13 protein-coding genes are annotated in these 12,229 nt (G+C 67.7%); 8 read left to right on the top strand and 5 right to left on the bottom strand.

Going from position 1 to position 12,229, the window contains the following annotated elements; translation table 11 throughout:
• Together R2733_12840 and R2733_12835 are read left to right on the top strand one after the other, a co-directional pair.
• Positions 1-1,281, top strand: a complete 1,281-nt coding sequence (locus tag R2733_12840) for a TauD/TfdA family dioxygenase (protein MEZ5377385.1) — start codon at positions 1-3, stop codon at positions 1,279-1,281.
• Positions 1,166-1,753: a hypothetical protein gene (locus tag R2733_12835; GenBank protein MEZ5377384.1), complete on the top strand. Its 588-nt coding sequence runs from the start codon at positions 1,166-1,168 to the stop codon at positions 1,751-1,753. The genes R2733_12840 and R2733_12835 overlap by 116 nt, the downstream gene beginning before the upstream one ends.
• A gap of 17 nt (positions 1,754-1,770) precedes the next feature.
• Here R2733_12835 and R2733_12830 read toward each other — a convergent pair whose 3' ends face one another.
• Positions 1,771-3,303, bottom strand: a complete 1,533-nt coding sequence (locus tag R2733_12830; GenBank protein ID MEZ5377383.1) for a carboxylesterase family protein — start codon at positions 3,301-3,303, stop codon at positions 1,771-1,773.
• A gap of 210 nt (positions 3,304-3,513) precedes the next feature.
• Here R2733_12830 and R2733_12825 point away from each other — a divergent pair, with 210 nt between their 5' ends.
• On the top strand, positions 3,514-4,611 hold the full coding sequence (locus R2733_12825) for a phosphotransferase (GenBank protein MEZ5377382.1): 1,098 nt from the start codon (positions 3,514-3,516) through the stop codon (positions 4,609-4,611).
• A 12-nt stretch (positions 4,612-4,623) separates the two neighbouring features.
• Here the strand turns inward: R2733_12825 and R2733_12820 are convergent, their stop codons facing one another.
• A complete protein-coding gene (locus R2733_12820; protein ID MEZ5377381.1) occupies positions 4,624-5,634 on the bottom strand; it encodes an alanine racemase in 1,011 nt (336 codons plus the stop codon).
• Positions 5,635-5,664: 30 nt separating this feature from the next.
• On the opposite strand from R2733_12820, the gene R2733_12815 reads away from it, so the two are divergent.
• Complete coding sequence (locus R2733_12815) at positions 5,665-6,579, top strand: DUF72 domain-containing protein (protein MEZ5377380.1); 915 nt, start codon at positions 5,665-5,667, stop codon at positions 6,577-6,579.
• Positions 6,580-6,594: 15 nt separating this feature from the next.
• Here R2733_12815 and R2733_12810 read toward each other — a convergent pair whose 3' ends face one another.
• Complete coding sequence (locus R2733_12810; GenBank protein MEZ5377379.1) at positions 6,595-7,890, bottom strand: acetyl-CoA hydrolase/transferase C-terminal domain-containing protein; 1,296 nt, start codon at positions 7,888-7,890, stop codon at positions 6,595-6,597.
• A 132-nt stretch (positions 7,891-8,022) separates the two neighbouring features.
• Here R2733_12810 and mutM point away from each other — a divergent pair, with 132 nt between their 5' ends.
• Positions 8,023-8,829 carry a bifunctional DNA-formamidopyrimidine glycosylase/DNA-(apurinic or apyrimidinic site) lyase gene (gene mutM / locus R2733_12805; GenBank protein ID MEZ5377378.1) on the top strand — a complete coding sequence of 269 codons (807 nt, stop codon included), beginning with the start codon at positions 8,023-8,025 and terminating at the stop codon, positions 8,827-8,829.
• Positions 8,830-8,847: 18 nt separating this feature from the next.
• Here mutM and R2733_12800 read toward each other — a convergent pair whose 3' ends face one another.
• Together R2733_12800 and R2733_12795 are read right to left on the bottom strand one after the other, a co-directional pair.
• On the bottom strand, positions 8,848-9,372 hold the full coding sequence (locus R2733_12800) for a VOC family protein (protein MEZ5377377.1): 525 nt from the start codon (positions 9,370-9,372) through the stop codon (positions 8,848-8,850).
• A 34-nt stretch (positions 9,373-9,406) separates the two neighbouring features.
• On the bottom strand, positions 9,407-9,955 hold the full coding sequence (locus R2733_12795) for a YceI family protein (protein MEZ5377376.1): 549 nt from the start codon (positions 9,953-9,955) through the stop codon (positions 9,407-9,409).
• Between the two features lie 145 nt (positions 9,956-10,100).
• On the opposite strand from R2733_12795, the gene R2733_12790 reads away from it, so the two are divergent.
• The 3 genes from R2733_12790 (at position 10,101) to panC (ending at position 12,221) form a co-directional block, all read left to right on the top strand.
• Positions 10,101-10,556: a MarR family transcriptional regulator gene (locus R2733_12790; protein MEZ5377375.1), complete on the top strand. Its 456-nt coding sequence runs from the start codon at positions 10,101-10,103 to the stop codon at positions 10,554-10,556.
• Positions 10,557-10,644: 88 nt separating this feature from the next.
• The gene (locus tag R2733_12785) at positions 10,645-11,370 is read left to right on the top strand and encodes a DUF2520 domain-containing protein (protein ID MEZ5377374.1); all 726 of its coding nucleotides are present in this window, start codon (positions 10,645-10,647) and stop codon (positions 11,368-11,370) included.
• Entirely contained in the window at positions 11,367-12,221 is an 855-nt protein-coding gene (panC, locus tag R2733_12780; protein MEZ5377373.1) for a pantoate--beta-alanine ligase, read from the top strand. The genes R2733_12785 and panC overlap by 4 nt, the downstream gene beginning before the upstream one ends.
• The last annotated feature ends 8 nt before the right edge of the window (positions 12,222-12,229 follow it).

Below are 12,229 nucleotides of genomic sequence, written 5' to 3'. Positions count from 1 at the left end.
ATGCAGATCGACCCGATCACGCCGACCATCGGTGCCGACGTCCACGGCATCGACCTGAACACGCTCGACGACCATCAGTTCGCCGCCGTCCGCCAGGCGCTGCTCGATCACCAGGTGCTGGCCTTCCGGGAGCAAGACCTCGACCCCGAGGCGCAGCTCGACTTCGCCCGACGCTTCGGCGACATCGACCGCTACCCGTTCACCTCCGGGAACCGCCACTTCGCCCCACATCCGTCGGGCCTCGACGGTCTCGTCCGCCTCGAACACGACGAACGAAATCCGGGCTACGAGAACCAGTGGCACATCGACATGACCTGGCGGGCCGAACCACCGATGGGCTCGATCCTGCGGGCCGTCGAACTGCCGGCGTCGGGCGGAGGCGATACCGCCTTCTGCAATCTCGCTGCGGTCCACGCCTCGTTCGATCAGGCGACCCAGGACTACCTCGGCACGCTGTCGGCCACACACGATTGGCTCAAGGTCTTCGGACGCCAGATGCCGCCCGACGATCTCGCTCGGTTCCGCTCGGAACTCCCGATGGTGTCGCACCCACTCGTCCGCACCCACCCCGACACCGGGGCCAAGCATCTCTTCTACAGCCAGCCGTTCGTGGTCGGCCTCGCCGGGCTCCCCGATCAGGTCGGCCGTGCGTGGATCGGCCATCTCACCGACTTGATCAACACGCCCGAGTTCCACTGCCGTGTGAAGTGGGCGCCCGGAACGGTCGTCATGTGGGACAACCGGGCGGTCGCGCACTACGCCGTCAGTGACTACTACCCCGAGCGCCGGGTCATGGATCGGGTCACGATCGCCGGCGACAAGCCGTACCGATCGATTCGCAGCGGCGCCTCGCTCGTACGCTGTGTCGATGGCACAGCGTGTGGTCACGATCCCGACCACCCTCGATCTTCGTCGCAACGTCCGAGGCGCCAAACAGCCCTTGATGATCGGGCCGACCGAAGCATGGTGGTCGACCCGTACACCCGATGGCCCGGGCTCGGTCTCGTTCGTGCGCACCGCCGACACCAGCGTGACCGTCGAGGCGTGGGGCGCGGGGGCGGGCTGGTTGCTGAACCAGGCGCCGCGGGTGCTCGGGCTCGACGACGTTCTCGAAGGGTTCGAACCGTCGGGCGCGATCGCCGAAGCGTGGCGGCGGTCGCCGTTCCTGCTGGCGCGGACCGACCGACCGTGGGACGCGATCGTCGGCGCCATCCTCGGCCAGAAGGTCCAGGCGACCAAGGCGATCCAGAGTCGTCGCGCCATCGCGCGACGCTTCGGTGAGCTGGCACCGGGTCCACGTGAGGCCTGGATCCTGCCGTCGCCCGAGACGGTCGGTTCGATGAGCTACGCCGACTTCCACCCGGTCGGGGTCGAGCGGAAGCGGGCCGAGATCATCATCCGGGTGGCGCGTGAGATGCGCCGCATCGGCGAGATCGGCGACCGCACGCCGACCGAGTTCAAGGCTCGTCTCCAGCGGCTGCACGGGATCGGTCCGTGGACGGCAAACCTCGTGACGGCGGTTTCGATGGGCGACGCCGACGCCGTCCCCACCGGCGACTACCACATCCCCAACACCGTGGCGTGGGCGATTGCGGGCGAACCCCGGGCCGACGACGCTCGCATGCTCGAACTGCTCGAGCCATATGCGGGGCACCGCTGGCGCGTCATCCGTCTGGCCAAGGCCAACGGCTCTGCACCCAAATACGGTCCCCGGCTCTCCCTCCGCGGTGACGGCCTCTCCCGCGGCCGCTGAGCGGCGGCGGGGGAACGTCAGAGGAGGTCGGCCCAGGCGTGGGTGCGTTCGGCGTGGGGGTGCTCGACGACGGCGTTGACCTCGCCGAAGTCGTGGACCCGGCGGCGGTCGGGGTCGTACGTCGGGAACGTCTCCGAATCCTCCGACGGCACGCCGTGACGGGCGAAGTGCAGCCACGTGTCCTGCATGCGCTCGGACAGCTCGATCGGCGGGTGATCACCGACGAACGAGTGCATGCCCGAGGCACCGATGGTCCCGAACACGAACGGCAACTCCAGCGCATGGCAGCTACCGAGGATTCCCCCGGCAACGGGTGACGCCCACGAGAACTGGTAGTGATGACCCGCACTGCCCGCTTCGGCGCGAGCTTCGAGCATGCGCACGGCGGGCAGCCGGAAGACGGCGTCGGTCATCAAGGTCGACTGCACCGCCCGTGGTGCCATCCCGTCGTCATCGATGGACATGTCGTACGCCGCCGCAAGGGCCGAGCTGGCGGCATCCGGGGTTGCAGAGGCGGCAGCCAGCCGGTCGATTCGGGTGGCCAGGCGATCGGCGGGAAGCGGCTTGCGGGTGGGATCGAAGAGGTTCCACTCGTCGACATTCACACCGGTCAGCAGGGCGACCGACGACCCGACGCCATCGCGGATGGCGTCGAGAAGCGGGCGTTCGATGACGTGACCATCGAGCACCGGCTGGAACGACATCAACTGCGGGCCCAACTCGTGGGCGCCGTTGATCCGGTCGAGCACGTTGCCGCCGGCCCCGCGAACCCGCTCGCCTGCAGCGATGAGCGCCGCCGGATCGATCGCCATCAGTTCATCGAGCGAATCGACCCCCGCTGCCTCCATCACCCTTGCGGCCGTCTCGGCGGCGACGTCGGAGGTGGTGAGATTGTGGACGGCACCGCTCTGGGCGATCACTCGATGGAACCGTCCGCTGTCACCGGCAATGGCGAGGAGCGACGACACGCTCATCCCGCCGGCGGACTCGCCGAAGATCGTCACGTTGCCGGCGTCGCCGCCGAACGCAGCGATGTTCTCCTGCACCCAGTCGAGGGCGGCCAACTGGTCGAGCAGGCCGAGGTTGCCCGAGCCGGCGAGCTCGGGGTCGAGGTGATCGAGGTGAAGGAAGCCGAGCGGACCCAGCCGGTAGTTGATCGACACGACCACCGTGTCGCCTCGGGCGGCGAGCGATGCACCGTCATAGATGGGCGACGAGCCCGAACCGGTCGAGAAGCCTCCGCCGTGGATCCACACCATGACCGGTCGGGTCGCATCCTGTCCGATCGCTCCGGCGGGAGCCCACACGTTCAGGTGGAGGCAATCCTCGGATCGCTCCTCGGCCCCGCCGCCCAGCATCGCCTCGAGCGCCGAGGCCGGCTGCCACGCCGTGGGCCCGAACGAGGTGGCGTCGACGTGACCGGCCGCCCGGTGCGGGACCGGCGCTCGGAAGCGTCGATCACCCGACGGCGCCTCGGCGAAGCGGATCCCGGCGTAACGATGCACCGACCCGAGGTCGGTGCCGGTCAGAACACCACTGGTCGTCGTCACCTGCTGCATGCTCACTCCCCGTCGGACCGCTGTCGGCGCCGCCACGACACGGGCCCTCGGTCGCAGCGACGCCATCATGGCCGCCCTCGGACCGACCGTGCGACTCGACCCGACGCAGAGTTGGCGAGACCAGCGCGGTCTCCTACTCTTGCGACCTTCGTCACACCACCGGGAGGACTCATGGCCGCGGTTGCAGGAATCGAGATCGGGATGCCCACCAGCATCGAGGGTGTCACCGCCGAGTGGCTGACCAGCGCGCTCCGGATCACCGGTGACATCGGCAACGGCACGACCGTCGCATCGGTCGAGCACCGACGCTTCGCCGAGGGGGTGGGCCTCCTCTCCGAGCTCTACCGCACCACGCTCAGCTATGAGCCGGCGGCCGAGGGCGCTCCGACGTCGCTCATCACGAAGTTCGCCATCTCCGACCCGGCCCAGCGCGGCATGGCGGAAGGTCTCGGGTTCTACTCGCGTGAACTCCACTTCTACACCCACCTCGTCGACCAGATGCCGATCCGCACCCCACGGGCGGTTGCGGCCATGCAGGACCCCGGAAGCGGCGACTTCATCCTCATCATGGAAGACATGTCGGGCCTGCGGTCCGCCGACCAGCAGGTCGGGGTCACCTGGGACGACGCCCTCCGTTCGGCTCGCAACCAGGCCAGGCTCCATGCGGCGTTCCATCAGAGCGATCAGCTGGCCGACCTGGCCGCGACGTATCCGCCGATCGAGAACCCGATCTACCTCGCCGCGCTGCCCGGCGTGTTCGCTGCTGGTTGGGAGAACGCCCAGAAGCACGCCGGCGAACACATGACCGCCGGCATCAAGGCATTCGGTGATCGGTACGGCGATCTCCTGCCCTTCTTCCTGCGCACCTTCATGGAGCCGCTCACGCTGCTGCACGGCGACTGGCGGGCCGACAACCTCTTCTACCTCTCCGACGATCCGGCCGACGAGAACCAGGACATGGCCATCGTCGACTTCCAGATCATGGGCCAGGGCACCGGCGCCTACGATCTTGCGTACTTCGCCAGCCAGTCGATCGCCCCCGACGTTCGTTCGGGCCGCGACAGTGAGCTGATCGACACCTACCTCGCGGCCCTGGCGGCAGAAGGTGTCGACCGCGATCGAGACGAGTTCGAGCGTCAGTACAAGCTCGCGCTCGCGCACTGCCTGATCTACGCAGTCGCCAGCTTCCCGAGCTACGAGCTGCTGCCCGAGAACAGCCAGAGCCTCATGGTGTCGATGCTCGTGCGCGCCATGCAGGCCATCACCGACAACGGCTCGCTCGACCTGTTGCCGGACTGAGGCCCGACCGACTCACCAGTGGCGGAGATCGATCGGCCACTCGTCGACCACGCTCTCACCATCGACCACCCAGTACTGCCGGTGGCGGGCGACGGTCGGATCGACGTGCGCCGGGAGGAACCGGATGCGGTCACCGATCGCAATGGCGCCGTCGCGGTTCTTCAGCGTTGCGTGCTCGTCGGACAGGAACATGAGATCGGCATCGACCGGGGTCGGCAGCCCGTGATCCAGTCCGAACGCCTTCAATCCGGCGTCGACCACGGCCCAACCCTTGGCGTTCACCGAGACGACGGTGCCCAGCACACCGAGCGCGATCCGGAAGGGTGAGTCGAGCTTGGCGTAGTCGGTGTCGAGGAGGCAGTAGGAGCCAGCCTGCACCTCGGTGACCCAGCGGTTCACGGCGTAGGTGCCAGTGCCGCCACCCGACACGATGTCGCCGCCGACCGCCTCGTGTGCCTGCAGCAGCAAGGCCATCGACGCTTCCACTCGCGCCGCCTTGTCATCAGGTGGCTGCACCATCATCAGATGGCCCTCGTAGCCCATGACGCCGCGCACATCGAGACCCGCCGAGCGTGCACGGTCGGCGAGTCGACCGGCGTCGTCGACGGCGCAGCCGCACCTCGGCAGCCCGACCTCGACGTCGATCAGCACCCGGCGGACCCCACCGGCGATCGCAGCGTCGAGCACCGTATCGGAGTCGACCGCCACGGTGATGTCGGCACCGGCCTCGACGAGCGGGCCGAGGCGGGAGTAGTCATAGGTCTCGTTGGCGAGCAGCAGATCGTGGCCGAGTCCGGCCTGCGCCATGCCCTCGATCTCCCGCACGGTCGCTGCGCAGAAGTTGCGATGACCGGCGGCCACCAGTTGCTCGGCCAGTCGTGTCGACTTGAACGCCTTCACGTGCGGTCGGAGCCGATCACCCGGAAGCGCTGCGGCCATCGCCGCAACGTTGTGGTCGAAGACGGACTTCTCGACCACGAGCGCCGGCGTCGGAAGATCGTGGATGGTCGATGGGCTGCTCACAACGGGCACCCTACGACCTAATCTCGGCGGGTGCCGTTGCGAGCGATCCCACCGACCGAGGGCTCCCCCGATCGGCTCCGCATCGGTTGCGCCATGTGGGCCCATCCTCCCTGGCGCGATCGCTACGGCATTGCTCCGGGCGGCGAACTTGCCTGGTACGGCCGGCGGTTCACGACGGTCGAGGGCAACACGACGTTCTACGCCGCGCCCAAGCCCGAAACGGTCGAGCGCTGGGCCCAGCAGGCACCGTCCGGTATGCGGTTCTGCTTCAAGCTGCCTCGCCACCTCACCCACGAACGGCGACTCCGCAACATCGAGAAGCCGCTGGTCGAGTTCCTCGACACCCTCGGTCCGCTGGCCGACCGCCTCGGTCCCCTCCAAGTTCAACTCCCCGCCTCGTTCGGACCGGAGGACCTCGGAGTCCTGGTCGACTTCCTCGACTCGGTCGTGGGTCGCACCCACGGTCTCGATGTCGAGCCGGCATGGGCGGTCGAGGTCCGCCACCCCGAGTTCAGTCCCGGTGGCCGCAGCGAGCGCCTTCTCAACGACGCCCTGGCGGCACGGGCGGTCAACCGGGTGATCCTCGACTCTCGTGCCCTGTTCGCTGCGCCCCCGGTGACGAAGGAGGAGCACGAGGCTCACGCCGCAAAGCCCCGGCTACCGGTTCGGCCGGTGGCGACCGGGGCTCAGCCTCTCATTCGCCTCATCGGCCAGAGCGACCACGAGGCATCGCTGCGGCTTTGGCGTGGTTGGTTCCCCAAACTCGTCGAGTGGTCGATGGCCGGCGCGACGCCCCACGTGTTCGTCCACACCCCGGACAACGTCGATGCGCCCGAGCTGGCCATCCAGGTCTGGAACGAGCTCCGGGCGCTGTCGGGCTCCGAGCTTCCGGAGATCACGGCGCTCGCACCGGTCGACCCAACGGCCCTCCAACTCGACCTCTGATCGACGCTGCTGAGCTCAGCGGATCATGCCGTTGGCTTCGGCCTCGCGGGTCAACCACGCCCGATGGTCGGGGTGGGCGATGGCAATGAGGGCATGCGCTCGCTGGGACATGGTGAGCCCCCGGAGCTCGGCAATGCCGAACTCGGTCACCACGTTGTCGACGGTGTTCTTGTTGGTCGTGACGACGGCGCCGCTGTTGAGCGTGGGGGTGATCCGGCTGATACGACCGCCGGCCGTGGTGGAGGGGAGCACGATGAAGCCCTGGCCGTTCTCGGAGTACTGGGCGCCACGGGCGAAGTCGGCTTGGCCACCGCTGCCCGAGAAATAGCGGGTGCCGATGGTCTCGGAGGCGCACTGTCCGAACAGGTCGACCTGCAGCGTGGCGTTGACCGAGGCGAACCGGGGCTCGCGGCCGACCAGGCGGGGATCGTTGACCTCGTTCACCCCGACGAAGATCACCTCGTCGTTGTTGTCGAGGAAGTCATAGAGACGCTGCGTTCCGAGTGCGAACGTGGTGAGCGCTCGCCCCTTGGAACGACTTTTGTAGCGCCCGGTGGCGGCGCCCGACTCGATCAGGTCGACCAGCGGATCGCTGAACAGCTCGGTATGGATGGCCAGATCCTTGCGATCGACGAGCAGCTTGGCAACCTGGCTCGGCACCGACCCGATCCCGAGTTGCAGGGTGGAGCCATCGCCGATCCGCTCGGCGACGAGCGCAGCGATGGTCTTGTCGATCTCGCTCGGCTCGTTGGCCGTGGTCTCGACAAGCGGGTAGTCGGCCTCGCACCAACCCAGCGTGTTCTGATGGCGGACCCGGTTCTCGCCGAAGGTGCGCGGCATCCGCTGGTTCACCTCGACGATGAACGGCACCCGACCGATCATCGGCGAGGCGTAGTCGGCGCTGGTGCCGAGCGAGAAGTGGCCGTTGCGGTCCGGCGGACTCACCGCGGCCAGCACCGCGACCGGGTTGCGTTCCAGCAGCCGCAGCGGCACCTCGGAGAAGTTGGCCGGGGCGAATTCACAGCCGCCTGCTTCGTAGGCCTTGCGCGTGATGTGCGAGAGGAACCACGACACATGGTTGAGGTACCCGCGATACGCACCATGGAGGTAGGGCCGGTCGTGCAGCGCGTGCATCTGGTGGATCGTGACGTTCTTGAAATCACACGCCCGCTCCTCGATGGCGTCGAGCAGCTTGACCGGCTCGCCGTTCCCGATCGGGACGACGAGCTGGGCGTTCTCGGGGAGCTGCTCGACCAGAGCGTCGGCGATCTCCTCGGGACTGGCTGGCGACGGCGGGAGCACGAGTTCCATGCCCCCGACGATACGCACCGCCGACGACGGCCGGGCGGGACCTTGTTCCCCAAACGCCCGCACCGGTCAGACGGAACGGGGCCACCAAACGCCCTCGTATCGCCACCGGCACGCGACAGTAGGCTCGGCGCCGTGCCGGAACTCCCCGAAGTCGAGACCGTTCGCCGCCAACTGGCGCCCCGTCTCGCCGGGCGCACCGTCGTGCGAGCCGGGTCGCACGACTCCGCCAAGTTCACCCCTGCTCGCGCTGCGGTCGGGCACCGGTTCGGCCAACCCACTCGGCGGGGCAAATACCTCCTGCTGCCCACGGCGGCCGACCGTGAACTCGTCGTCCACCTCGGCATGACCGGCAAGCTCTCGTTCCGAGACGGTGGGCCCGACCTGGCCAACCCGTACCTCCGGGCCTGGTGGGAGCTCGACGGCGAGGAAACACTCGAGTTCGTCGACGTCCGGCGCTTCGGTCGCCTGCGGTTCGTCGCCACCGGCGATTACGCCGACATCCCGACGTTGCACCACGCCGGGCCCGAACCGTGGGACCCAGCGTTGACCCCGAGACGATTCCATCAGCTGCTGGGCTCCAGCCGTCGAGCGCTCAAGACCAAGCTGCTGTCGCAGCGGCCCATCGCCGGGGTCGGCAACATCTACGCCGATGAGGCGCTGTGGCTGGCCCGCATCAACCCCATCGTGACCCGGCTGGGTGTGGAGCGTGCCGGCGACCTGCTCGATGCCCTACGCGAGGTGTTGGAACAGGGCATCGAGCTCGGCGGCACGACGTTGCGGGACTATCGCAACGTCGAGGGAGGCACGGGCGGCAATCAGCAAGAGCTCCACGCCTACGGTCGGGCCGGGTTGCCGTGTGAGCGCTGCGGCACGACCCTTCGCTCCGCGGTGGTCGACGCCCGCACGACGACCTGGTGCCCTCGGTGCCAACGGCATTGAGCCGTTCGTCGCAGAGGGTCAGTCGACGAGGGAGCGACCGAGCATCTCGTGGAGCGGGGCCGCCAACAGTTCGAGCCGGGTCCCGTCGGGATCGCGGAAGTAGGCGGACTCTCCGGCCACCAGATCGACCTGCACCCCAGCGGCACGAAGGCGCTCGATGGCCGCGTCGTAGTGGTCCCGGGTGACCGAGAGGGCCAGGTGGTGGAAACCACCGAGCACCTCCGCATACGGCCCCAGACCGAGGTCGGGGAAGTCGAAGAAGGCCAGCAGATTGCCGTGCCCGATGTCGAAGAAGAAGTGGGTCGAGCCCTCGTAGTCGCGGTTCTCGAACAACTCGACCAATGGGAAGCCCAACAGCTCCTGGTAGAAGCGGATCGTCTGCTCGACATCGGAGCACAACAGGGCGAGGTGGTGCACGCCCTGGACAATGGTGGTGGGCCGCTGGTCGGGCGGCAGTAGGTAGCGCTCACGCAGCGCCTCCCACTCGGCCGCTCGATCGGCGGGCCGGCGTTGGCTTGGCTCGTGTTCGCTTGGCGCGCTCATGCTGCCACCTTGCCTGACGCCACCGTGTCCTGCCTCATCCGGCCGCAACGAATTGGAGCTCGAGCTGGATCGCCACCTTGTCGGCGAGCAGGACACCGCCGGTCTCCAACGGGGCGTTGAACTCGATGCCGAAGTCCTTGCGGCTGATCGTGGTCTCTCCGGCGAATCCGGCCTTGGCGTTGCCGTACGGATCGGTCGCCAGCCCGTAGAACTCGACATCGAGTTCGACCGACTTCGTGATGCCGTTGATGGTGAGGTCACCCACGAGCGTCCAGTCGTCGCCGGCACCGCTGATACCGGTCGATCGGAACGTCATGGTCGGGTTGGCGTCGACGCCGAAGAAGTCGGTGCTGAGCAGGTGGGCGTCGCGGTCGGTGTTGTTGGTGTCGACCGACGACATGGCGATCTCGGCGGTGACGGTGCTCGCCTCGAGCGAGTCACCGACGACGATCGAAGCGTCGAACTGGTTGAAGCGGCCGCGCACCTTGGTGAGGCCGAGGTGACGAACCGTGAACTCGACCGACGAGTGGGCGAGGTCGGAGGTCCAGGTGCCGGTGGCGAGGGGGAGCACTGTAGTGGTCATGGAGAAGTCCTTGCGTTGGAGGTTGTTCGGTTTTGAACCATAACGGAAGGTAATTCAAAAGTGAACCACCTCGCCGCGTGACCTTGGTCCCTTCTCGCCGCCTCGGGGCGCGGTCGGCGTTGACAGTGCGCCTACGCTGGACGACATGACTCGGTGGCTGGACGACGAGCAGCAAGATGCGTGGCGACGATTCCTCCACGCCACCTCGCTGCTCTCCGAGCGGCTCGACCACGGGCTGTCGGATCGCTCCGACCTCTCGAGCACCGACTACGAGATCCTCGTCCATCTCTCCGAAGCGCCCGAACGACGGCTCCGCATGAGCCAGCTCGCCTCCACGGTCCTGGTGTCGAAGTCGCGACTCACGTACCGCATCGATCGATTGGTCGCCAAGGGACTGATCGACCGGGTGGACTGCCCGAACGACGGACGCGGCACCAACGCGCTTCTCACCGACGAGGGGTTCCGTCAGCTCGAAGCGGCCGCTCCTGGGCACGTCGACGACGTTCGCCGCTATCTCATCGATCTGATCGAGCCCGACGAGTTCGAGGCGTTCCGGAACATCTTCACCCGGGTCGAAGCCGCCCTACTCGCCGACGACTGATCGCCGGCACCTCCCCACCATGACTGCTCGCGGCGAAGCTCCACGTCCTCGGTTCCGCACGATCGGTCTCGGACGAGCCGGGGGTTCGATGACTCGTGCGCTCGAAGCGGTCGGCTGGTCGTTCGCCGGATCACTCGGCCGAAACGACGACGTTCGCCATGCGGGGGTCGACGTCGACCTCGTGATCGTCGCCGTGCCTGACCACTCCATCGCCACGGTCGCCGAGCAGATCGGTTCGTGCGATGCCGTCATCATGCACCTCGCCGGCTCCCGTCCGCTGAGCGACCTACAGCCTCATACCCTCGTCGCCTCGCTCCATCCGCTGGTCTCCCTGCCCGACGCCGAGACCGGCGCCCGACGTCTGCTGGCCGGCGCGGTCTTCGCTGTTGCCGGCGCCCCACTCGCAGCCGCCATCGTCGAGCAACTCGGCGGCCAGGCCGTCCGGGTCGAGGACGACCAACGCTCGCTGTACCACGCCACCGCCGCCATCGCCTCGAACCATCTGGTGTCGTTGTGCGCGCAGGTCGAGCGGTTGGCCGACGCCGTTGGCATTCCGCCTGGCGCGTACTGGCAGCTGATGTCGGCGACCCTCGACAACGTGATCCGCCTCGGGCCGGCCGCCGCACTCACCGGTCCCGCCGCTCGGTCCGACTGGGCCACCATCGCTGCGCATCTGGCGGCGCTTCCCGCCGAGGAACTCGAGCTGTACGAGGTCCTCAGTCGCGGCGCCGCCGAACTGGCGGGACACCCATGGCAGAACGCACCATCATCTCCATCAGATGCCGCTGCATCCAACGACGAAGGACGTCCATGACCCTCGAACGCATCGCCACGATCGACGAGCTCCGTGCCCGCCTCGATGCCGCTCGCTCCGAGGGTCGCTCGGTCGGGTTCGTCCCCACCATGGGCTACCTCCACGATGGCCACGCTTCGCTCATGCGCGCCGCTCGGCCGCAATCCGATCTCGTCGTTTCCTCGATCTTCGTAAATCCGCTGCAATTCGCCGCGAACGAAGACCTGTCCGCGTACCCACGTGATCTCGAACGCGACACCGAACTCGCTTCCGAGGCCGGCGTCGATCTGCTGTTCACGCCCACCGTCGAGGAGATGTATCCGTTCGGACCGGTGCTCACCTCGGTCAGCGTCGGCGGACTCTCCCAGTTGTGGGAGGGTGCCAGTCGTCCCACCCACTTCGCCGGCGTCGCCACGGTCGTGACCAAACTGTTCTCGATCGTCGGTGCCTGTCGGGCGTTCTTCGGTGAGAAAGACTTCCAGCAGCTCGCCGTCATTCGCCGCATGGTCGCCGATCTGTCGATCCCGGTCGACGTCATCGGTTGTCCGATCGTGCGTGAACCCGATGGCCTCGCCATGTCGAGTCGAAACGTCTACCTCGATCCCGAGCACCGGGCCGCAGCGATCGTGCTGCGACGCGCCCTCGACGCCGGACTCGAAACGGCGGCCACCAGCGACGATCCCGCCACGGTGATGGACGCGATGCGTGACGTCGTTCTGGCGGAACCCCTAGCGTCGCTCGACTACGTGGCGGCCGTCGACGCCGCCACGCTCGAGGTGCCCGCTCGGCTCGAAGGGAACTGCCGCCTCCTGATCGCCGCTCGCGTCGGGATCCCGCGACTGATCGACAACTGTGCCCTCGATCGGGACTGACCCTTCGC

The organism is Acidimicrobiales bacterium (genome assembly GCA_041394265.1).
GTDB lineage: Bacteria > Actinomycetota > Acidimicrobiia > Acidimicrobiales > SZUA-35 > JBBQUN01.
The sequence above is the reverse complement of the archived record's forward strand: the minus strand, read 5'-3'. Positions and strand labels throughout refer to the sequence as shown.